15 protein-coding genes are annotated in these 22400 nt (G+C 67.2%); 9 read left to right on the forward strand and 6 right to left on the reverse strand.

The window, feature by feature from the left end; translation table 11 throughout:
• Entirely contained in the window at nucleotides 1–1146 is a 1146-nt protein-coding gene (locus MJO54_RS06870; RefSeq protein ID WP_046284657.1) for an ABC transporter ATP-binding protein, read from the forward strand.
• Nucleotides 1147–1153: 7 nt separating this feature from the next.
• Nucleotides 1154–1756: a suppressor of fused domain protein gene (locus tag MJO54_RS06875; RefSeq protein WP_046284658.1), complete on the forward strand. Its 603-nt coding sequence runs from the start codon at nucleotides 1154–1156 to the stop codon at nucleotides 1754–1756.
• Between the two features lie 9 nt (nucleotides 1757–1765).
• Here MJO54_RS06875 and corA read toward each other — a convergent pair whose 3' ends face one another.
• Nucleotides 1766–2800 (reverse strand): magnesium/cobalt transporter CorA, encoded by a 1035-nt coding sequence (gene corA / locus MJO54_RS06880; RefSeq protein ID WP_046284659.1) that lies wholly within the window; start codon nucleotides 2798–2800, stop codon nucleotides 1766–1768.
• Between the two features lie 173 nt (nucleotides 2801–2973).
• Between corA and MJO54_RS06885 the strand changes: the two genes are divergently transcribed.
• A complete protein-coding gene (locus MJO54_RS06885; protein ID WP_046284660.1) occupies nucleotides 2974–3963 on the forward strand; it encodes a malate dehydrogenase in 990 nt (329 codons plus the stop codon).
• Nucleotides 3964–3967: 4 nt separating this feature from the next.
• On the opposite strand, the gene MJO54_RS06890 is transcribed toward MJO54_RS06885, so the two are convergent.
• The gene (locus tag MJO54_RS06890) at nucleotides 3968–7279 is read right to left on the reverse strand and encodes a helix-turn-helix transcriptional regulator (protein WP_434085433.1); all 3312 of its coding nucleotides are present in this window, start codon (nucleotides 7277–7279) and stop codon (nucleotides 3968–3970) included.
• A 129-nt stretch (nucleotides 7280–7408) separates the two neighbouring features.
• On the opposite strand from MJO54_RS06890, the gene MJO54_RS06895 reads away from it, so the two are divergent.
• A complete protein-coding gene (locus MJO54_RS06895; RefSeq protein WP_046284661.1) occupies nucleotides 7409–8590 on the forward strand; it encodes an NAD(P)-dependent malic enzyme in 1182 nt (393 codons plus the stop codon).
• Between the two features lie 8 nt (nucleotides 8591–8598).
• Nucleotides 8599–9456, forward strand: a complete 858-nt coding sequence (locus MJO54_RS06900) for a glycine betaine ABC transporter substrate-binding protein (protein ID WP_233428784.1) — start codon at nucleotides 8599–8601, stop codon at nucleotides 9454–9456.
• Between the two features lie 28 nt (nucleotides 9457–9484).
• Here the strand turns inward: MJO54_RS06900 and MJO54_RS06905 are convergent, their stop codons facing one another.
• The 3 genes from MJO54_RS06905 to MJO54_RS06915 form a co-directional block, all read right to left on the reverse strand.
• The gene (locus tag MJO54_RS06905; protein ID WP_046284662.1) at nucleotides 9485–10309 is read right to left on the reverse strand and encodes an SDR family NAD(P)-dependent oxidoreductase; all 825 of its coding nucleotides are present in this window, start codon (nucleotides 10307–10309) and stop codon (nucleotides 9485–9487) included.
• A 197-nt stretch (nucleotides 10310–10506) separates the two neighbouring features.
• Entirely contained in the window at nucleotides 10507–14241 is a 3735-nt protein-coding gene (locus MJO54_RS06910) for a multifunctional oxoglutarate decarboxylase/oxoglutarate dehydrogenase thiamine pyrophosphate-binding subunit/dihydrolipoyllysine-residue succinyltransferase subunit (protein WP_065153514.1), read from the reverse strand.
• A 140-nt stretch (nucleotides 14242–14381) separates the two neighbouring features.
• Nucleotides 14382–15170: a hypothetical protein gene (locus MJO54_RS06915; protein ID WP_046286418.1), complete on the reverse strand. Its 789-nt coding sequence runs from the start codon at nucleotides 15168–15170 to the stop codon at nucleotides 14382–14384.
• Nucleotides 15171–15467: 297 nt separating this feature from the next.
• Here MJO54_RS06915 and MJO54_RS06920 point away from each other — a divergent pair, with 297 nt between their 5' ends.
• The gene (locus tag MJO54_RS06920) at nucleotides 15468–17387 is read left to right on the forward strand and encodes an MFS transporter (protein ID WP_046286417.1); all 1920 of its coding nucleotides are present in this window, start codon (nucleotides 15468–15470) and stop codon (nucleotides 17385–17387) included.
• A gap of 12 nt (nucleotides 17388–17399) precedes the next feature.
• On the opposite strand, the gene MJO54_RS06925 is transcribed toward MJO54_RS06920, so the two are convergent.
• On the reverse strand, nucleotides 17400–17972 hold the full coding sequence (locus MJO54_RS06925; RefSeq protein WP_046286416.1) for an LppP/LprE family lipoprotein: 573 nt from the start codon (nucleotides 17970–17972) through the stop codon (nucleotides 17400–17402).
• Between the two features lie 121 nt (nucleotides 17973–18093).
• Here MJO54_RS06925 and MJO54_RS06930 point away from each other — a divergent pair, with 121 nt between their 5' ends.
• From MJO54_RS06930 to MJO54_RS06940, 3 genes are all read left to right on the forward strand, one after another.
• Complete coding sequence (locus MJO54_RS06930; RefSeq protein WP_046286414.1) at nucleotides 18094–19845, forward strand: DEAD/DEAH box helicase; 1752 nt, start codon at nucleotides 18094–18096, stop codon at nucleotides 19843–19845.
• Nucleotides 19842–20981, forward strand: a complete 1140-nt coding sequence (locus MJO54_RS06935; protein WP_046286413.1) for an acyltransferase family protein — start codon at nucleotides 19842–19844, stop codon at nucleotides 20979–20981. The genes MJO54_RS06930 and MJO54_RS06935 overlap by 4 nt, the downstream gene beginning before the upstream one ends.
• Before the next feature lie 323 nt (nucleotides 20982–21304).
• Nucleotides 21305–22375: an IS110 family RNA-guided transposase gene (locus MJO54_RS06940; RefSeq protein WP_240175541.1), complete on the forward strand. Its 1071-nt coding sequence runs from the start codon at nucleotides 21305–21307 to the stop codon at nucleotides 22373–22375.
• The last annotated feature ends 25 nt before the right edge of the window (nucleotides 22376–22400 follow it).

The following is a 22400-nucleotide window of genomic DNA, read 5'->3' on the forward strand; positions in this document are numbered from 1 at the left end:
ATGGCAGAGATCGAACTCCTCCACATCACCAAGAGCTACCCCGATGGCGCAGTGGCGGTGAAAGATCTGTCGCTGAGCATCGCCGACGGTGAGTTCATCATTCTGGTGGGGCCCTCGGGCTGCGGAAAATCCACCACGCTGAACATGATCGCCGGCCTGGAGGAGATCTCGTCGGGGGAGTTGCGCATCGGGGGTGAACGCGTCAACGAACGCGCACCTAAGGACCGCGACATCGCGATGGTGTTCCAGTCCTACGCGCTCTACCCACACATGACGGTGCGGCAAAACATCGCTTTCCCGCTGACCCTGGCCAAGATGCGCAAGCCGCAGATCGCCGAAAAGGTGGCGGAGGTGGCCAAGATCCTGGATCTGGCTGAGCTGTTGGATCGCAAGCCCTCACAGCTCTCCGGCGGCCAGCGTCAACGGGTCGCGATGGGGCGGGCGATCGTGCGGCACCCCAAGGCATTTCTGATGGACGAGCCGCTGTCGAACCTCGACGCCAAGCTGCGGGTGCAGATGCGCAGTGAGATCGCCCGGCTGCAGCGCAGGCTGGGCACCACCACCGTCTACGTCACGCACGACCAGACCGAGGCGATGACGCTCGGGGACCGGGTGGTGGTGATGCACGGTGGGATCGCCCAGCAGGTCGGCACACCCGACGAGCTGTACGAGCGGCCCGCCAACCTGTTCGTCGCCGGTTTCGTCGGTTCTCCGGCGATGAACTTCTTCCCGGGCACGCTGACCGCGACCGGCGCACGCCTGCCCATCGGTGAGGTGCCGCTGGATGCGGCGACTCGCGAATCGATCGGCAAGCATCCCGCACCGGGCGGCGGGGAGGTGGTCATCGGGGTACGCCCGGAGCATCTGGGCGATGCCGCGCTGCTCGACGAGGCACAGCGTGGTCGCGCGGTGAAGTTCGCGGCCCGTGTGGATCTCGTCGAATCGCTGGGCGCCGACAAATACCTGTATTTCACCCCGAACGAATCCGGCGACGCGCCAGCCGAAAACAACCTGGTGGCCCGGGTTCCCGCTGCATCGAAGGCGGGCGGCGGGCAGCCGATCGAGTTGGCGCTGGACCCCGACAAGGTGGTCGTGTTCGACGCCAAGACCGGAGTGAATCTCAGCGTCGCACCGGCTGGGCGGTGACCCGCTGGTGAGCGACGACCTGGACCGGGTGCGTGAGCATGTCCGGCGGCACTTCGCGGGCGTCGCTGCCGAGCCCGACACCGCGAGGGTGACGTTTCTGGGTGTTGAGCCCATCGAGGTGTTGCGATTCGGGCCCGGACCCGACCGGATGGTGCATTACGTCTCGGCCGGTTGCTCGCGCCACCCGATGGGTGACCCCGGCCAGCTCCTCTCCGACCCGGTGCATGGTCCCCGGGCCGAAATCGTGGTGAGCCTGCGTTCCTCGGGTTCTGACACCGGGCTGGCCCGCAGCCTCGCCGCGGTGGCGGCCGCGCCGGTGGTCGAAGGCGTGGTGCTGGCGCCCGATGCCCTGATCGACCTCGGGGGTCCGTTGTGGACGGGGCCTTCGGGTCCGGTGCCGTTCACCGCGGTCTTGTTGGGCGACAGCGACATCGCCGAACTGGCGCTGGAGCCGCCGCGGGAGCCGGTGCGGTTCTTGTCGGCCATCCCGATCACCGCGACCGAGGCAGCGTGGGTGCGGCTCAAGGGCGCCGAGTCGATGCGCGAGGCCTGGCGCGCTGACGGTGTGGACGTCTTCGACCCGGGCCGTCCGGCGTCCCAGCCTCAGTAACCGGGACGCTCAGAGCCAGCCGTTGCGGCGGAACGCGCGGTAGAGCACCGCGGAGATCACACACATGCCCGCCACGACCATCGGATAGCCGAATGCCCAGTGCAGCACCGGCATGCGGTCGAAGTTCATGCCGTAGATGCCGGCGATCATGGTCGGGACGGCGATGATGCCGGCCCAGGCCGACATCTTGCGCATGTCGGTGTTCTGCTGCATCCCGACCCGCGCCAGCGCGGCCTGCACCAGCGAGCTGAGCAACTCGTCGTAGCCGGCGATCTGCTCGGCGGCGCGGGTCTGATGATCGGCGACGTCGCGCAGATAGCGCCGCACTTCTTTGGAGATCAGATCCCGGTAGTCGGTCTGCATCCGCTCAAACGGCACCGACAGTGGCGCGACCGCACGCCGCAACTCGACGACCTCGCGCTTGATCTGGTAAATCGGTTCGACGTCGGTGCGGGTGCCGGGCGCGAACGCTGTCTCCTCGATGACGTCGATGTCGCTTTCCATGAGGTTGGTCACTTCGACGTAGCGGTCCACCACGTAGTCGGCGATGGCATGCATCACGGCAAACGGACCCAGCCGCATCTGCTCGGGATCGGTGTCCATCCGCTTGCGGACTTGCGCCAAGCCGCTGTGCTCGCCATGCCGGACGGTGACCACGAAGTTCTTGCCGACGAAGATCATGATCTCGCCCGTTTCGACGATCTCGCGCGGCAGCACCGCCGATTCGTGCGGTACGTAGTTGACGGTCTTCAGCGCCAGGAACAAGGTGTCGTCGTAGCGCTCCAGCTTGGGCCGTTGATGCGCCTGAACAGCGTCTTCGACGGACAGCGGGTGCAGTTGGAAGGTGGCGGCGACGCCTTGCATCTGGGCCTCGCCCGGTTCATGCAGGCCAACCCAAACGAATGCTTCTTGGCCACCGGCCTCGATCTCGCGCACTTTGGCCCGTGCGCCGGCGGGGGTGAATTCGCCGGGAATCCGCTCGCCGTCTGCATAGACACCGCAGTCGACCAGCACTCGGGGTGTCGGGTCTTGCAACGCCGTCATGGCCGCTCTCCCTCCGGCGCAGGTGCCGGTCAAATGCTACGCGTCTGGCGCCAACGTGCACGGTGAGTGCGATCCAGGGCGGGAGGTCCCGAACTTTCGGCGACGACGCCGGTGCGCTAGTTTCGACCCGGACCAAAGCCAGACCAGCCGAACTCGTTCGAGGAGCACTTGACGTGAGCAAAACCCCACTCAAGGTGGCCGTCACCGGCGCCGCCGGCCAGATCGGCTACAGCCTGTTGTTCCGCCTGGCCAGCGGCTCGTTGCTCGGCCCCGACCGGCCGATCGAACTGCGCCTGCTGGAGATCGAGCCTGCCCTCAAGGCGCTCGAGGGTGTCGTCATGGAGCTCGACGACTGTGCCTTCCCGTTGCTGTCGGGTGTGCAGATCGGCTCGGACGCGAACACGATCTTCGACGGCGTCAACCTGGCGCTGCTGGTCGGCGCCCGCCCGCGTGGTCCGGGCATGGAGCGCAGCGACCTGCTCGAGGCCAACGGTGCGATCTTCACCGCGCAGGGCAAGGCCCTCAACGCGGTCGCGGCCTCCGACATCCGGGTGGGTGTGACCGGCAACCCGGCCAACACCAACGCGCTGATCGCGATGACCAACGCCCCCGACATCCCCAACGAGCGCTTCTCCGCGCTGACCCGCCTGGACCACAACCGGGCCATCTCGCAGCTGGCCGCCAAGACCGGTGCCAAGGTCACCGACATCAAGAAGATGACGATCTGGGGCAACCACTCCGCGAGCCAGTACCCGGACCTGTTCCACGCCGAGGTCGGCGGGCGTAACGCCGCCGAGGTCGTCAACGACCAGGCCTGGATCGAGAACGACTTCATCCCCACCGTCGCCAAGCGTGGCGCGGCGATCATCGACGCCCGTGGTGCCTCGTCGGCGGCCTCCGCCGCGTCGGCCACCGTCGACGCAGCGCGGAGCTGGCTGCTCGGCACCCCCGACAACGACTGGGTGTCGATGGCCGTGGTCTCCGACGGCTCGTACGGTGTGCCGGAGGGCCTGATCTCCTCGTTCCCGGTCACCACCTCCGGCGGTGACTGGAGCATCGTGCAGGGCCTGGAGATCGACGACTTCTCCCGCAGCCGGATCGATGCTTCGACCGCTGAGCTGGCCGAGGAGCGCGAGGCCGTCACCGGCCTGGGCCTGATCTGAGGCGCTAAGCCCGGCGGGCGACTTCCTGTGCGAGCTGCACTCGGGAGGTGAGCCCGAGCTTGGTATAGACGTGCGTCAGATGCGTCTGCACGGTGCGCGGTGAAACGAAGAGCCGAGCGGCAATGTCTTTGTTGGACAGTCCGTCGCTGACCAGCCGGGCGACGTCGAGCTCGGTCGGGGTGAGCGATCCCCAGCCGTTGGCGGGGCGTTTGCGTTCCCCGCGCCCGCGCAGCGCGTAGCCGATGGCGTCCGCGGTGGACAGTGCGGCGCCCTCGGCCCAAGCGGAGTCAAAGGTGTTGTCGTCCATCGACTCTCGAAGTGCGGTCAGCCAGGTATGCCAGTCGGCGTCGTGGATCTTCAGCCGGACGTTGCCGGTGCGTGCCCGGATGCCGTGGGCGGCGCCGAACAACCGGGCGGCTTCTTGGGTGCTGGCAGCGCGAGTCGCCGTGGCGCCCAGGCACTCGAAGATCTCGGGCACCCCGGTCTGTGCCTTGATGCCGGCGGCGATCGTGAGTGCTTCGTAGAGGTCGCGCTCGGCCCGCTCGGGTTCGCCCTGGGCGATGGCAACGCGCGCACCCGGGACGAGGCTCATCATCCGGTACCACCCTGTGGTTGCGGCGACGCCGTCTTCGGCCCACCGCGCAGCGGCAGCTAGATCGCCCAGTGCCACAGCGGTCTCGGCCCGGCACCAGCGGAATATGGCGGCGATCTGGTCGTAGACACCGATGTGGTGCCACATCCGCTCGTGGGCATGTGCCGCTGCCGCCGCGTCGCCACCGGCCAATGCCACCAGCCCCACTGCCATATAGGCGACGCCCTCGTGCACGCCGCTGAGTTCGGAGCCGGTTTCGATCAGTGCCGCCAACACCTCGTCGGCCTGGCCGACCTCGCGCCGAAAAGCCAACGCCAGAGCCATGTTCTGTAAGCCCAGGAATCGGTTGAGCAGGTCTGCCGCGCCGTCTGCCTCCACGATCATCTCGCGACAGCGCGCGATCTCCCCGGCCAGATCGCCTTGCATGTAGCTCGCCATGCCTTGCCAGTTGCGGCAGTAGCGTGAGTTGAACTGGTCGCCAATGGAATCGGCTAGGTCGCGCCCCTGTTGGCCGATCGCGAAGGCGCCATTGAGGTCACCGGTGACCGCGGCTGCGTAGGTCTGCCAACCGAGAATCTGGCTCAGCCGCCAGCGGTCATCCAGTGCGCGGGCCAGCTCGATCGCTTCGGCGAAGTACGGCGCCGCCACTTCCGCTTTGTAGGCGGCAATGCTGACGCAGGCGGTCAACGCCCGGGCCAGCAGCGCCGGATCGTCGAGGTCCCGCGCGATCGCGACCGCCTCCTGCGCTTCGTCCAAACTGTTCAACGCGAGGCCCCAGGCGTTGAGCAGCGCGTGATCGGCCAAGGCCCGGGCCCGTACCGCACGTGCCAGCTCGATACCTCGTGACGCACTGTCGCGCAGCGCGGCGTCAAACCAGGCCACGCCTTCGGCGATGCGGCCGTGTCCCAGCCAGAGTGGAAGCAGGGATGAGGCCAGGGTCAAGGCATGCTCTGGCTCGTCGTTCTCTTGGCTCCACGCGAAAGCAGCACGGAGATTGTCGATCTCGGCGTCCGCTCGCGCCAGCATCAGTTCGTGCCCGTCATGCGGCGGGTTGTCCAGTGCGGCCGCCATCGCGGTGTAGTGGTCGCGGTGACGGGCGCGAATGGCGTCGGCTTCGCCGGACTCGCCCAGCTTTTCCATGGCGTACTGGCGCACCATCTCCAGCATCCGGTATCGCGTTCGGCCGCCTGCGTTTTCAGCGATCACGAGCGACTTGTCCACCAACAGGGTGAGTTGGTCGAGCACCTGATGGCTCGCGATGGCGCCGCATCCGGCCACGGCCTGGGCGGCGTCGAGACGAAAGCCATCCATGAAGGCGGCGAGTCGCCGGAACAACACCCGCTCGGGATCGGTGAGCAGGGCATGCGACCAGTCGACGGAGGCGTGCAGCGTCTGCTGGCGACGAACCGCGCGGCGCGAACCGCCGGTGAGCAGCCGGAACCGGTCGTGCAGCCCCTCGAGGATCTCCTCGAGCGACAACGCGCGCACCCGCGCGGCTGCGAGCTCGATCGCCAGTGGCATGCCATCCAGGCGCCGGCAGATCTCCGCGATCGCGGCGGCATTGTCGTCGGTGATCTGAAAGTCCGGACGGGCGTGGCGGGCTCGGTCGGTGAACAAGGCGATGGACTCGTCGGCCAGTGACAGCGAGGGCACTCGCCAGACCACTTCGCCGTCCACCGCGATCGGTTCTCGGCTGGTGGCCAGGAACGTCACTTGGGAGCAGGCGCCGAGCAGGCCGAGCAGCAGCGCTGCGGACGCATCGAGGAGATGTTCGCAGTTGTCCAGCACCATCAGCAGATGCCGCTCGCCGACGCACCGGATCAGCGTGTCCATCGCGGAGCGATCCGGCTGATCCGGCAGTCCTAGCGCCCGAGCCGCGATCATCGGCACCAGCTCCGGATCGGTGATCGGCGCCAGATCCACGTAGCAGATGCCATCGGCGAATTGGTCCGCCAGCAGGCCGGCGATCTGTACCGCGAGCCGGGTCTTGCCTGCACCCCCCGAACCGGTCAACGTGACCAACCGACCCTCGCCCAACAGCGCCCGGACGTCATCGATCTGGGCGCCACGTCCGATGAAGCTGGTCAGCTGCGGGGGCAGATGGGTGGACGCGACGGCCGTGGATGCCCGCAGTGGTGGAAAGTCGTTGCTCAGATCCGGGTGGCACAGCTGCAGCACGCGTTCGGGACGGGGCAGCCCGCGCAGCGGGTAGCTGCCCAACTCGATGAGCCACGCACCGTCGGGAAGCCGGTCGATGACCAGGGCTTCGGTGATTGCCGACAGGACGGTTTGGCCGCCATGCCCCAAGTCGCGGATGCGGGCGGTGCGGTTGATGGTCGGCCCGATGTAGTTGCCCGCCTCACTGGTTTGGCCGCGCAACTGCACCTCGCCGCTGTGCAGACCGATGCGGAGCCGAATCGGTGCCAGCGGTGCGCGTTGGAGCGCCAAGGCGCAAGCGACCGCGTCGCTGGCCCGGGCGAACGCCGCCACGAAGCTGTCGCCCTCGCCCTGCTCGACGGGTCGCACCCCGTCATGGGCGGCGAGGACCTCGGCGAGGGTGTGGTCCAGGCGCGCGATCGCGGCCGTCATCTGTTCGGCCTGGGTCTCCCAGAGTCGCGTGGAGCCTTCGACGTCGGCCAGCAGCAACGTCACCGTTCCGGTCGGGAGTTCGCTCACGCCCAACTCACTCCAGTTCGCCGCCGGCGTGTCCGTGCGTTCGCTCATGTTAGCCAGCATGCGACCCGCCAGGCCGGCAAAACATCAGCGAAAGCGCGTAGATGCCCATGCGGGATGCGCTGGCTGCCCCCAGCCGATCGAAAGAATGCAAAGCCAGCGAAGTACCCTGGACTATCGATGCCCGAGAACCTTGCGATGAACAGCTCGCCGATCGTCATCGGAGACGAAGAGATCTTCGAAGCCCACACGGGCGGGAAGATTTCCGTCGACCTCAAAACCCCGCTGGACACCCAGCGCGCGTTGTCGATCGCCTACACCCCGGGGGTGGCGCAGGTCAGTCGCGCCATTGCCGCGGACCACACGCTGGCGGCCCGCTACACCTGGGCGCACCGGCTGGTAGCCGTGGTCAGCGACGGAACGTCGGTACTGGGGCTGGGTGACCTTGGCCCGACGGCGTCCCTGCCGGTGATGGAGGGCAAGGCCGCGCTGTTCAAGACGTTCGCCGGCCTGGACTCCATTCCGATCGTGCTGGACACCAAGGACCCGGACGAGATCGTCGAGACGCTGGTGCGGTTGCGCCCGTCGTTCGGTGCGGTCAATCTGGAGGACATCTCCGCCCCGCGATGCTTTGAGATCGAGCGGCGCGTGATTGAGGCGCTGGACTGCCCGGTGATGCACGATGACCAGCACGGCACCGCGATCGTGGCCTTGGCGGCTCTGCTGGGTGCGGCCAAGGTGCTCGACCGCGACATCGCGTCGCTGCGAGTGGTGGTTTCCGGTGCCGGCGCCGCCGGTGTGGCCTGCGCGAACATCCTGCTGTCGCGGGGCGTCTCGGAGATGATCGTGCTGGATTCGCAGGGCGTGCTGCATCCGGAGCGCTCCGGTATGAACGACGTCAAGCTTGAGCTGGCGCAGCGGACCAACCCGCGTGGTCTGACCGGCGGCCTGGCCGAGGCTCTGGCCGGCGCCGACGTCTTCCTGGGCGCGTCCGGTGGCGTGGTGCCCGAGGAGCTGATCGCGTCGATGGCGCCGGGTGGCGTGGTGTTCGCACTGTCGAACCCCGATCCCGAGATCCACCCTGACCTGGCGGCCAAATACGCGGCAGTGGTGGCGACCGGCCGCAGCGATTTCCCGAATCAGATCAACAACGTGCTGGCCTTCCCCGGGGTGTTCCGTGGTGCGCTGGACGCCGGTGCGCGCCGCATCACCGAGGCGATGAAGTTGGCTGCGGCCGAGGCGATCTTCTCCGTCGTCGCCGACGAGCTGGCGCCAGACCGTATCGTGCCGAGCCCGCTGGACCCCCGGGTCGAGCCGGCCGTTGCGGCCGCTGTTGCGGCGGCCGCCGACGCCGCGTCGTAGAGCGCACGGTGCCCAGGCCGCTAGGACATCACCTGCGCCGCCTGGCGCTCGGATGCGCAGCTGTGCTGCTCGCCGGTTGTGGTGCCCATCCGGGGCCGCCGCCGCTGAGTGTGGGAATGTCGCCGGATCCGCAGTCGCAGGTCCTGGGCCATCTGTATGCGAGCGCGCTGCGCGGTACCGGTGCCGTGGTGCGGCTGGAGTCCGTCGCCGATCCGGTAGCCGGGTTGGATGCGGGGGAGTTGACTGTCGTTCCCGGTTTCACCGGCCGCTTGTTGGCGACGTTCGCACGCGATTCGGCGGCCCGCTCCGATCGGGGCGTCTACTGGGCGTTGGCCGGCGCACTGCCGGAGGGTCTCGCGGTCGGTGACTACGCCATGACCGCCGAGGACAAGCCCGCATTGGCCGTGACGAAGGCGACCGCGACCGCGTGGGGCGGCACCGACCTGCCCCTGCTCGTCAAACATTGCACTGGGCTGACGGTCGGCGCTGTCGCGGGCGGGTGGGCGCCGAATGTGGTGGGCCGTTGCAGGCTGCCGAAGGTACGCGAATTCCCTGATGACGCAGCGCTGTTCGCTGCGCTTCACGCCCGCCAGATCACCGCGGCGTGGTCCAGTACTGCCGATCCCGACGTGCCGGAAGGGGCCGTGCTGCTCACCGACGCGCGCCCCGCACTGGTGCGCGCCGAGAATGTGGTGCCGCTGTATCGCCGAAACGAGTTGACCGAGGCCCAACTGCTGGCGGTCAATCAGGTGGCCGGCGTGCTCGACACCGACTCACTGACCGATATGCGCCGACAGGTGGCCGACGGCGCCGACCCACAGGGTGTCGTGGACGCTTTCTTGGACGAGCATCCGCTGGGGCGCTAAGGGCGGATGTGTCCAGGGCGCGTGACCCCTAGTTGGGCCTGAATCTGGGGATGACGAACGAGAACAGGCGTTGGTATCGGGAGCCCAGGAGCCGCACCAGCAGGTCCAAACCCCGCGCGTCGTTTCCGATGAGCACGCGGGCGCGGTTCTTGCGGACGCCTTCGAGGATCACTCGGGCGGCCTCTTCGGCGGTGGTGGAGGCAAGCCGGCGGTCGAAGAAGTCGGCCATTGCCGCGGCGTCCAACCCTTCAGCGACGGTGGCGTTGCGGGCGATGGCGGTCTTGATGCCGCCCGGGTGCACCGTGGTCACCTTGACCGGGTGCTTGGCGATGGCCATCTCCTGGTTCAACGCCTCGGTGAAGCCGCGGACCGCGAACTTCGCCGCGTTGTAGGCGGCCTGGCCGGGCATGGACAGCAGCCCGAACAAGCTGGAGATGTTGATGACGTGCCCGTCGCCGGATTCGATCAGGTGCGGCAGGAAGGCCTTGGTGCCGTTGACCACGCCCCAGAAGTCGACGTCCATCACCCGTTCGATGTCCTTGAACGGGCTGATCTCAACGTCTCCGCTGAACGCGATGCCGGCGTTGTTGTAGATCTGGTTGACCTTGCCGAAGTGCTCTTTGACCTCTTCGGCGTAGGCGAGGAACGCTTCGCGCTCGGTGACGTCGAGGCGGTCGGCCTTGACCCGCACGCCCAGCGCGGTCAGCCGCCGCTCGGTCTGGGCAAGCCCCTCGGTGTCGACGTCGCTGATCGCCAGCTGCGCTCCGGAGCGGGCCAGCTCGATGGCCAGCGCTTGACCGATGCCCGATCCGGCACCGGTGACGACGGCGACTTTCCCGGCGAATCCCTGCATGTGCTCTCCCCAACGGTTGGTGGAACACCGAGTTTATCCGGTACCGCCGGTACTGGATTAGCTGCCCTCGGCGAGCGTGCGCGGTTGCTGGCCTCAGCCGAATGCCGAGCGCTGCCCATTTCTCCTCGGCGTTCGGCTTCGTGCCTCAGCCGAATGCCGAGCGCTGCCCATTTCTCCTCGGCGTTCGGCTTCGTGCCTCAGCCGAATGCCGAGTCGATGATCTCCTGCTGCTCGACCGCATGCACCTTCGATGACCCCGACGACGGTGCCGACATCGCGCGCCGCGAGATCCGCTTGACCCCGGTCAGCTTCTCCGGCAACAGTTCCGGCAGCTCCAGACCGAACCGCGGCCACGCGCCCTGGTTAGCCGGTTCCTCCTGCACCCAGAAGAACTCCGTCGCGTTCGGGTAGCGGTCCAGCGTCTCGGCGAGACGGCGCTTGGGCAGCGGCGCCAGCTGCTCGATCCGCACGATCGCGATGTCGTCACGGCCGTCCTTGGCCTTCCGCGTGGCCAGCTCGTAGTAGAGCTTGCCGCTGGTCAGCAGCACCCGGGTGACCTTGCTGCGGTCGCCCACACCGTCCTCGTAGGTGGGTTCCTCGAGCACCGAGCGGAACTTGACGTCGGTGAAGTCCTTGACGTCGCTGATCGCGGCCTTGTTGCGCAGCATCGACTTCGGCGTGAACACGATCAGCGGCCGCTGGATCCCGTCGAGGGCATGCCGGCGCAGCAGGTGGAAGTAGTTCGACGGCGTCGACGGCATCGCGATCGTCATCGAACCCTCCGCCCACAGCTGCAGGAAGCGCTCGATCCGCCCGGAGGTGTGGTCGGGGCCCTGACCCTCATGGCCGTGCGGCAGCAGCAGCACCACGTTGGACAGCTGGCCCCACTTGGCCTCACCAGAGCTGATGAACTCGTCGATGATCGACTGGGCACCGTTGACGAAGTCGCCGAACTGCGCCTCCCACAACACCAGGGCATCGGGGTTGCCGACGGTGTAGCCGTACTCGAAACCGACGGCGGCGAACTCGGACAGCGGCGAGTCATAGACCAGGAACTTGCCGCCGGTCGGGGTGCCGTCGGCGTTAGTGGCCAGCAGCTGCAACGGGCTGAACTCCGCACCGTTGGCCTGGTCGATGATCACCGAATGCCGCTGCGAGAAGGTGCCTCGGCGGGTGTCCTGTCCGGACAGTCGGATCAGCTTGCCTTCGGCGACCAGCGAACCCAGGGCCAGCAGCTCGCCGAACGCCCAGTCCACCTTGCCCTCGTACGCCATCTCGCGGCGTCGCTCCAGCACCGGCAGTACGCGCGGATGCACGGTGAAGCCCTCGGGGATCGCCATGAATGCGTCGCCGATGCGGGCCAGCATCGCCTTGTCGACCGCGGTGTTCAACCCGCGCGGCACCTGCTGCTCGGACTCCACCGACTCACTGGGCAGCGCGGCATGCTTTTCCAGTTCGCGGATCTCGTTGAACACCCGCTCCAGCTGGCCGTGATAGTCGCGCAGCGCGTCCTCGGCCTCCTTCATCGAGATGTCGCCACGGCCGATCAGGTCTTCGGTGTAACTCTTGCGAACGCTGTTCTTGGTGCCGATCACGTCGTACATGTACGGGTTGGTCATCGACGGGTCGTCACCCTCGTTGTGCCCGCGGCGGCGGTAGCACAGCATGTCGATGATGACGTCCTTGTGGAACTTCTGCCGGAAGTCCACCGCCAGCCGGGCCACCCAGTCGCACGCTTCCGGGTCGTCGCCGTTGACGTGGAAGATCGGCGCACCGATCATCTTGGCCACGTCGGTGCAGTACTCGCTGGAACGCGAGTAGTCCGGCGCTGTGGTGAAACCGATCTGGTTGTTGACCACGATGTGGATGGTGCCGCCGACCCGGTAGCCGGGCAGCAGCGCCATGTTCAGCGTCTCGGCGACCACGCCCTGGCCGGCGAATGCGGCGTCGCCGTGCAGCATCATCGGCACCACCGAGAATGGCGGGTCTTCGTCGGTGCCCAGCGCGCCCCGGCCCAGCAGGTCCTGACGGGACCGAACCAGTCCCTCCAGCACCGGGTCGACGGCCTCCAGGTGTGATGGGTTGGCGGTCAGCGACACCTGAATGTCGTTGTCGCCGAACATCTGCAGGTACACCCCGGTGGCACCCAGGTGGTACTTGACGTCGCCGGAGCCGTGCGCCTCGGCCGGGTTGAGGTTGCCCTCGAACTCGGTGAAGATCTGCGAGTAGGGCTTGCCGACGATGTTGGCCAACACGTTGAGCCGGCCGCGGTGCGGCATCCCGATGACAACCTCGTCGAGGCCGTGCTCGGCGCACTGGTCGATGGCGGCGTCCATCATCGGGATGACGGTCTCGGCGCCCTCCAGGGAGAACCGCTTCTGGCCGACGTACTTGGTCTGCAGGAAGCTTTCGAACGCCTCAGCGGCGTTGAGCTTGCTCAGAATGTATTTCTGCTGCGCCACAGTCGGTTTGACGTGCTTGACCTCGATACGCTCCTGTAGCCACTGCTGCTGCTCGGGCTCGAGGATGTGGGTGTACTCCACGCCGACGTGGCGGCAGTAGGCGTCGCGCAGCACCGACAGGATCTCGCGCAGCTTGCGGATGTCACCGCCGGGCAGACCCTCGACTTTGAATTCCCGGTCCAGATCCCACAACGTCAAGCCGTGGCTCTGCACATCCAGGTCTGGGTGGCTGCGGAACCGGGTGTTGTCCAGGCGCAGCGGGTCGATGTCGGCCATCAGGTGGCCGCGGTTGCGGTAGGCGGCGATCAACTCGACGACGCGGGCGTTCTTGTCGACGACCGAGTCCGGGTTGTCCGTACGCCACCGCACCGGCTCGTAGGGGATGGACAGTTCGAAGAAGATCTCATCCCAGAACGCGTCCGAAAGCAGCATCTCGTGCACGGTGCGCAGGAAGTCTCCCGATTCCGCGCCCTGGATGATGCGGTGGTCATAGGTCGAGGTCAGGGTGATGACCTTGCCCACCCCCAGTTCGGCGATGCGCTGCTCACTGGCGCCCTGGAACTCGGCGGGGTACTCCATCGCGCCGACACCGATGATCGCGCCCTGGCCGGCCATCAGTCGCGGCACCGAGTGCACGGTGCCGATGGTGCCGGGGTTGGTCAGCGAGATCGTCACCCCGGCGAAGTCCTCAGCGGTGAGCTTGCCGTCGCGGGCCCGACGCACGATGTCTTCGTAGGCGTCGACGAACTGCGCGAAGCGCAGCGATTCCGAGCCCTTGATGGCAGCCACCACCAGGGAGCGCTTGCCTCCGGCGCCCTGCAGGTCGATGGCAAGCCCCAGGTTGGTGTGGGCCGGTGTGACGGCGTTCGGCTTGCCGTCGACCTCGGCGAAATGCCGATTCATGTTGGGGAACTGCTTGACCGCCTGCACGATCGCGTAACCCAGCAGGTGGGTGAACGAGATCTTGCCGCCGCGGGTGCGCTTGAGCTGGTTGTTGATGACGACGCGGTTGTCGATCATCAGCTTGGCCGGCACGGCGCGCACGCTGGTGGCCGTCGGCACCTCAAGGGAGGTGGACATGTTCTTGACCACGGCCGCTGCGGCCCCACGCAACACCTGCAGCTCGTCGTCGGCGAGCGGCGCGGGAGCTTGCGAGGGGGCCGGCTTGGCGGCCGGGGCCGGTTTGGCAGCGGGGGCCGGCTTAGCGGCCGGGGCCGGGGCGGCAGCGGCCGGTGCCGCGGGGGCGGGTGCTGCGGGCGCCGGGGAAGTCGGCGGAGCCGGCTGCGCAGCCGGCTCCGGGCGGGTCACCGCTGGTGCGGCCGCACCGTCACCGCGTTGCGCGTCGGGCTTGTAGTCGGCCAGGAACTCGTGCCAGCTCGGATCCACAGAGGAGGGATCCTCGCGGAATTTGCGGTACATCTCCTCGACTAGCCACTCGTTCTGACCGAAGGGTGAACTGATACCGCTCACGACAGCTTCTCGCCTCGATTCCTGGTCGTTCGGCGTGGCACTTGCGCCCGCGCCCGCCTGCCTCATAAAGGCTAGCCCCTCGGAGATATTCCGCCAGGCTCGCGGCCGCTTGTCCGGCGGCCCCCGGTCCCGCCGACGGTTTACGCGGAGTGGGCTGGAGAGTCTGGGCCGTCGTGCAGGGCCGGCACCAGGTGCAAGTTAACCGGCCAGCGGTGGGCCGGGGTGCCGAACGCCTTGCGGGCATTGCCGATGATCTTCTTGCCCATTAGCCGGTTCCCGATGGCGCCGATCACAGCTCCCAGGCCGACGGGCAACAGCTTGCCGAACGCCAGCGCCCCGCGGCGCAGGGTGAAGCGCTTGACGAAGTACCGCAGCAATCGAGAGTTCAACTCCTTGACCGCCGGGAGCGGCAGCGCCGCGACACCCGCAGAACCTTCGGCGAGCCACGCGCCGCTGGTGCGGCCCGGGCCGAGCAGGTCGGCGAGCGCGCCCTTGCCCTGGTCGCCAACCAACACCGCCAGCACCAGCGCGCGACGCCGATCCCGGTTGTCCACGGGAATGCCGTGGACCTCCGCGACGGACAGTACGAAGAACGCGGTGGCCTCCAGGAATACCGCGGTCTCCCCGGCTACCGCCGACAGCGCCATCAGGGTGCCGATCGCCGGTACCGCCGCGGTGGCGCCCACCGCAGCGCCGCTGGCTGTCGCGGCCGCCAGGTAACGCTTCTCCAGCTTTGCTATCACCTGGGCCGGGTCGGCATCGGGATCAGTTCGCCGCAGGCGCTCCACGTAGGCCCGCACCGCCGGACCCTGCACCCGCTCACTGCGCTCGATGACCCGCGCCAACACCCGGGCCGCCATGCTCGGCTTCTCCTCGTCGGGTTCACGCGGCGGGGCCTGCGCCGGGCGTCGCCGTCGAAAGATGCCCATGGCTGCCTCCCGTTTGGACTCGGTGGTGTTCAGGCTAACGCGCTGGTGATTGTTTACCCGTTCAACGGACGCGGTCGTCATCCCGCAGCGAACAGCACCACGGCGCTCCGAGTTGTTCCCGGCATCATCTGTCCGTAGCGTCGCAGGGAGGTGGGTTGATGCCCCGAACAGCACAGCGCAGCGACGGGAGGGCGGCGCTTGAGCAGCACGTATGACGATCCGGAACGCGCGGATATCGCGCGTTCCGGTCCGGCGCGCTCGGCTGATCCGGTCAACCCGTGGAACGCCCTGTGGGCGATGATGCTCGGCTTCTTCGTGATCCTGGTGGATTCCACGATCGTGGCCGTCGCCAACCCGAGCATCATGTCGGCGCTCGACATCGGCTACGACACGGTGATCTGGGTTACCAGTGCCTACCTGTTGGGCTACGCGGTACCGCTGCTGGTCGCCGGTCGTCTCGGCGACCAATTCGGGCCCAAGAACCTGTACCTGATCGGGCTGGCGGTGTTCACCGCGGCATCGCTGTGGTGCGGTCTGGCCGGGGGCATCGAAATGCTGATCGCCGCCCGAGCCGTCCAGGGCATCGGTGCCGCCCTGTTGACCCCGCAAACCCTGTCGGTGATCACCCGCACGTTCCCTCCGGAGCGACGCGGCGTGGCCATGAGCGTGTGGGGCGCGACCGCCGGGGTTGCCACGCTGATCGGGCCGCTGGCCGGCGGCGTGCTGGTCGACCGGCTGGGCTGGGAGTGGATCTTCTTCGTCAACGTCCCCATCGGTGCCATCGGCCTGGTGCTGGCGATCGTGCTGATACCCGAACTGCCGGTGCACCGTCATCGCTTCGACATCCTCGGCGTGGCGTTGTCGGGGGCCGGAATGTTCCTGTTGGTCTTCGCCCTGCAGGAAGGTGAGTCGCAGGGGTGGGCGCCGTGGATCTGGGCGCAGATCTTCGGCGGCATCTGCTGCATGGCGGTTTTCGTCTACTGGCAGGCCGTCACAGACGGCGAGCCGTTGGTACCGCTGCACATCTTCCGCGACCTTGACTTCGGGCTGGCCAACGTCGGTGTGGCCGTCATCGGTTTCGCGGTCACCGGGATGGTGCTGCCGGTGATGTTCTACGCGCAGGCGGTGTGTGAGATGTCACCCACTCGTTCCGCGCTGCTGACCGCCCCGATGGCGATCGCCAGCGGAGTGCTGGCACCGATTGTGGGAAAGATCGTCGACCGCGCTCACCCCCGGGCGGTGGTCGGATTCGGTTTCTCGGTACTGGCGATCGGGCTCACCTGGCTGTCCATCGAGATGACACCGGTGACCCCCATCTGGCGGCTGGTGCTGCCGTTTGCGGTCATCGGGGTCGGAATGGCATTCATCTGGTCGCCGCTGGCGGCCACCGCCACCCGCAACCTTCCGCCGCATCTGGCCGGTGCCGGTTCCGGGGTCTACAACGCGACGCGCCAGGTCGGGGCGGTGTTGGGCAGCGCGGGTATGGCCGCCTTCATGACGTCGCGGATCGCCGCCGACCTGCCGCCGATGCCGGGTGGCCCGCACCCCGAGCATGCGTCCGCGGTCCTGGAACTGCCCGAGTTCCTGCACGAGCCGTTCGCGGCGGCGATGTCGGAGGCGACGCTGTTGCCGGCATTCGTGGCGCTGTTCGGTGTGGTGGCCGCGCTGTTCATGGTCGGTTATGTCATCGACCCGGCCCGCCGGATGACCAGCCGGAGCGACCGCGGCACCCATGCCGACGATTTCGGTGACTTCGACGACTTCGATGAGCCGGACGACTTCGACGACTTCGACAACCTCGACGAGGACCCCGATCGGGCCAGAGCCCCTGAACGCGTCAGCGTGTCCCGACGCTTCCACGTACCGAAGGCCGAACCTGAGGTCGACGTACGCACTGACCGGATCCCGGTTGTCGCGCCGAGGGCTCCTCAGGCCCGTCGTGCGCCGGACCCCGCCACCGAACCGCTGACTGTCGAGATTCCGCCGGTGCCGGCGGTGATTGCGGAACCCGAGCCGGTAGCACTGCACCACAACGGTTTTGACGTGGATGCGGAACACCAGCCACATCCGCTCACCAACGGGGCGGCCGTGCCCGACGTGCTGGCCAAATTCGGGATCACCGGCAACAGCCCCACCCGCCGAAACCGGCACTACCGCGAGGACCCCGACGACACCGATGCCTTCGGGCGGCACTCGCGGCGCGATAGTTGGTTCTAAGGGCCCGACCGGTTACCGGGTGGTGTTGCCGACGATGTCCACGCCGTTGCCGTTCCAGTGGAATTTCACGATCCCGGCCAACCCCGGTATGCCGCTGGCGTTTCGCAGCACCACCGTGTCGCCGGTGGACTGCGCCACGTCGATCCCGCTGAACCCATAGGTATCCGGCACGGCTTGGGGAAGGAATTCGCCGCGGTGAAACAGCACCGCGCGCGTACTCGGGTGTTCGGCATTGGTGTTGGCCTTGACGATCACCGCCGAGATATCGGCACAGGCGTTGTAGTTGCCGGCCAGTGGCTCCGGACTCCATGGCTGCTTGCTGCGCGGATCGGCGGGCAGCTCGGAGACCGCCTTGGCGATCGCCGGCGCGGCTAGGTTGACGGCGCACGGATCGGCGGGGGCCGGACTGTTCGACGTGGCAGGCCCGGTAGTGGCGGGGGGTGATTCCGGCGGTGCAGCGGCCGGGCTGGTGTTCTCCGGGGTCTTGGCGACGGTGGAGTCGCCCGAACCGCAACCGGCCAGCAGAGCTGCGGCCAGTGCGGCGATCAGTACTGAGGATTTGGCGGCACTCGGCACACCGGGCACCGTACCGTCGCCCGGCCGGCTTCCCGGGGAGGCGCGGCCGAGCACCGATGTCGGTCGCCCTGCGCCGGGCAATCAACAGTGGCGGTAGGAGGGCCGCTTTGCCCGTAGACTGCTAAGCGCTATGACCTCGCCTGATGCCCCCGCTGAGCCGTTCCCGGACACCACTGGTTCCCTCGTTGACCCGCCCACCCCAACTTTCGCTGACCTGCAGATCCACCCCTCGGTGCTGAAGGCCGTCGCCGACGTCGGTTATGAGACGCCCTCGGCGATTCAGGCCGCCACCATTCCGGCCTTGCTGGAGGGTTCCGACGTGGTCGGGCTGGCCCAGACCGGCACCGGCAAGACCGCCGCGTTCGCGATTCCGATCCTGTCCCGCATCGACACCACGAGCAAAGCCACCCAGGCGCTGGTGCTCGCGCCAACCCGCGAGTTGGCGCTGCAGGTCGCCGAGGCGTTCGGGCGCTACGGTGCGCATCTGCCTCGGATCAATGTGCTGCCGATCTACGGCGGCGCTTCCTACACCGTGCAGCTGTCGGGTCTGAAGCGCGGCGCGCAGGTCGTGGTCGGTACTCCGGGCCGGGTCATCGATCACCTGGAACGCGGCAGCTTGGACTTGTCGCACCTGGATTACCTGGTGCTCGACGAGGCCGATGAGATGCTGCAGATGGGATTCGCCGAAGACGTCGAACGCATCCTGGCGGACACCCCCGAGTACAAGCAGGTGGCGCTGTTCTCGGCGACCATGCCCTCGGCGATTCGCCGCATCACCAGCCGTTACCTGCACGACCCCGTCGAAGTCACCGTCAAGGCCAAAACCACCACGGCGGAGAACATCTCGCAGCGCTACATCGAGGTCGCCGGGCCGCGAAAGATGGACGCCCTGACTCGGGTGCTCGAAGTCGAACCCTTCGAAGCGATGATCGTCTTCGTCCGCACCAAGCAGGCCACCGAAGAGGTTGCCGAAAAGTTGCGTGCCCGAGGATTTTCCGCGGCGGCGATCAATGGTGACATCGCGCAGGCGCAGCGGGAACGGACCATCACCGCCCTGAAGAACGGCAACATCGACATCTTGGTCGCCACCGATGTCGCCGCCCGCGGACTGGATGTGGACCGGATCTCCCATGTCGTCAACTACGACATTCCCAACGACCCCGAGGCTTATGTGCACCGGATCGGGCGCACCGGACGAGCCGGACGCTCGGGAACCGCGCTGCTGTTCGTCAACCCGCGGGAACGCCACCTGCTGCGGCTGATCGAGAAGGTGACTCGGCAGAAGCTGATCGAGTCCGAGCTGCCCAGCGTCGAGGACGTCAATGCACAGCGGGTGGCCAAGTTCGCCGACGCGATCACCAACCACCTCGGTGCGTCGGGCATCGAATTGTTCCGGCGCTTGGTCGAGGACTACAGCCGCGAGCACAACGTGCCGATGGCCGACATTGCCGCCGCACTGGCCCTGCAGTCCCGCGACGGCGAGGCGTTCCTGATGGTGGAACCGCCGCCGGACAAGCGACGCGAACGCGCCAAGCCGGACCGCGACGGCGGACGAGACGACCGCAAAGGCGACCGCAAAGGCCCGCCGAAAGACGGATTCGCCACCTACCGGATCTCGGTCGGCAAGCGCCACAAGGTCAACCCCGGTGCGATCGTCGGGGCACTGGCCAACGAGGGTGGACTGCACCGCAGTGATTTCGGCAGCATCAGCATCAAGGTGGACCACTCGCTGGTCGAGTTGCCCGCCAAACTATCCGGCAAGACCTTCAAGGCGTTGGAGCAGACCAGGATTCAGGGTCAGCTGATCAACCTGCGTCGCGAACGGCCGTCTGGTAAACCCGATCGGCGCGGCGAGGGCGGGTACCGGAAACGGACCGAATGACCCTGCCGCGCGAGGACGTGGCCCAGGGCGGGCTTGAGCAGGTCGCCCAGGTCGATCGGGTCGCGTCGCTGACCGGTGTGCGTGCGGTGGCGGCGCTCCTGGTGGTAGGTACGCATGCGGCCTACACCACCGGCAAATACACCCACGGCTATGCAGGGTTGCTGGGTTCCCGGATGGAGATCGGCGTGCCGATCTTCTTCGTGTTGTCCGGCTTTCTGCTGTTCCAGCCGTGGGTGCGGGCTGCCGCATTGGGACGACCGGACCCGTCGGTGCGCCGCTACGCCTGGCACCGGGTGCGACGGATCATGCCCGCCTATGTCGTCACGGTGCTGCTGGCCTATGTGATCTACCACTACCGCACCGCCGGTCCGAACCCCGGCCACAACTGGATCGGGTTGCTGCGGAACCTGACGCTGACCCAGATCTACACCGACAATTACATGTTCGGTTATCTGCACCAGGGGCTCACCCAGATGTGGAGCCTCGCAGTCGAAGTCGCCTTCTACGTGGTGCTGCCCCTGCTGGCTTACGTGACATTGGTCTGGCTGTGCCGCCGGCAGTGGCGGCCGGGTCTGCTGCTGGCCGGGCTGGTCGCGGCCGCGGCGCTCACACCGGCCTGGTTGACGCTCGTGCACACGACCGGCTTCCTGCCCGACGGCGCCCGACTGTGGCTTCCGGGTTATCTGGCGTGGTTCGTCGCCGGGATGATGCTCACGGTGCTGCAGGCCATGGGCGTGCGCTGCTACGGCTTCGTGGCAATTCCGTTGGCGCTCGTCTGCTATCTCATCGCTTCCACACCGATCGCCGGGGAGCCCACCACCTCGCCGGCGAAACTGTCCGAGGCGCTGGTCAAGGCCGGGTTCTACGCGGTGATCGCCGCGTTGATGGTGGCTCCGCTGGCGTTGGGCAATCGCGGTTGGTACGCACGGCTGCTGGCGAGCCGGCCGATGGTGTGGCTGGGGGAGATCTCCTACGAGATCTTCCTGGTTCACCTAGTGCTGATGGAGGTGGTGATGGTCGAGGTGCTGCACACCCCGGTCTACACCGGCTCGATGCTGGCGCTGTTTGTGGTCACCATGCTGGTCACCGTGCCGGTGTCCTGGCTGCTGCACCGGCTCACCCGGGTGCGGAGTTGAGCCGTCCCGGCCGGATCCATGGACACATTCCCGGCCGGAACCATGGACACATTCCCGGCCGGACCCATAGGCACAGTTGCCCGCCTTTGAGCGACTGTGAAGATTTGAGTGGCTGTCGGGCGGGTTGACCCACTTGAGCGACTGACCCCGTCTTTGCGGGTGTCCTTGATTTGATCTGTCGCCTGCTCGGCAGTCGCGCCCCTGGTGCTGACCGGGCGGGCAGTGACCTCATAGGAGCCTGACCGGAATTCAGGTCCCATCACAGTCTTGTCCGGCCCGACCGGCCAGCGTCACAACCCTGCTGAAAGGTCGCGATACCAATCATGCCAACACAAGTCCCCGGTGGTCGAGTCATCGTCGGTGTCGACACCCATAAACACCTGCACGCCGCGGCGGTCCTCGATGAACGTGGCGCCCTATTGGCCACGGCCACCTTCGATGCGAACACCAGCGGATATCGCGCGTTGATCGACTGGGCCGGCACGTTCGGAACCGCATCGAGCTTCGGGATTGAAGGCACCGGCTCCTATGGCCGCGGCCTGGCCGCAGCGGTACGTCGCAGCGGCAGCGATGTGCTGGAGGTGATGCGACCCAACCGCCAAGACCGCCATCGCCGCGGCAAATCCGATCTGCTCGACGCCGAAAATGCCGCTCGCGCGGTGCTAGCCGGCCACACCGAGGCGATCCCCAAGACCGACGACGGCACGGTGGAGATGATCCGGCACATCAAAGTCGCCAAGAACGCCGCAGTCAAAGCCCGCACCACGGCCATGCAGTCACTCAAGGCCGTGCTGATCACTGCACCGGCCGAGTTACGCGAAACCCTCCAACCCCTGCCCAACATGGCCCTGCTGCGCCGCTGCGCCAGCCTCCGGCCGGGCCCGACCACCTCGGTGACCGCAGCAGCCAAATACAGTCTGCGGGCCATCGCCCAACGCTGGCTGGCCCTCAACGACGAAGTCACCGAGCACGAAAAGCTACTGGGCACCCTCATTGAACAGATCGCCCCGCAGCTGACCGCCGCGGTCGGGATCGGCCCCGACAACGCCTCAGAGCTGCTGATGGCACTCGGTGACAACGCCGAACGTATCCGCAACGAAGCCGCCTTGGCCAAACTCTGCGGCACCTGCCCGATCCCGGCCTCCAGCGGCAAAACCCGCCGCTACCGGCTCAACCGAGGCGGGCATCGCCGCGCCAACGCCGCACTGCACCGCATCGTCGTCGTCCGCATGAAATACCACGAACCCACCCGCGCCTACGTCGCCCGACGTATCACCGAAGGCAAAACCAAACCCGAAATCATGCGCTGCCTCAAGCGCCACCTCATCCGAGAAATCTGGACCCTCACCAAACACCTACGCCAACAACCCACCACCCACCAAACCGCGGCTTGACGTCTATAGGAGCATCAGATCGCAG

The organism is Mycolicibacter virginiensis (genome assembly GCF_022374935.2).
GTDB lineage: Bacteria > Actinomycetota > Actinomycetes > Mycobacteriales > Mycobacteriaceae > Mycobacterium > Mycobacterium virginiense.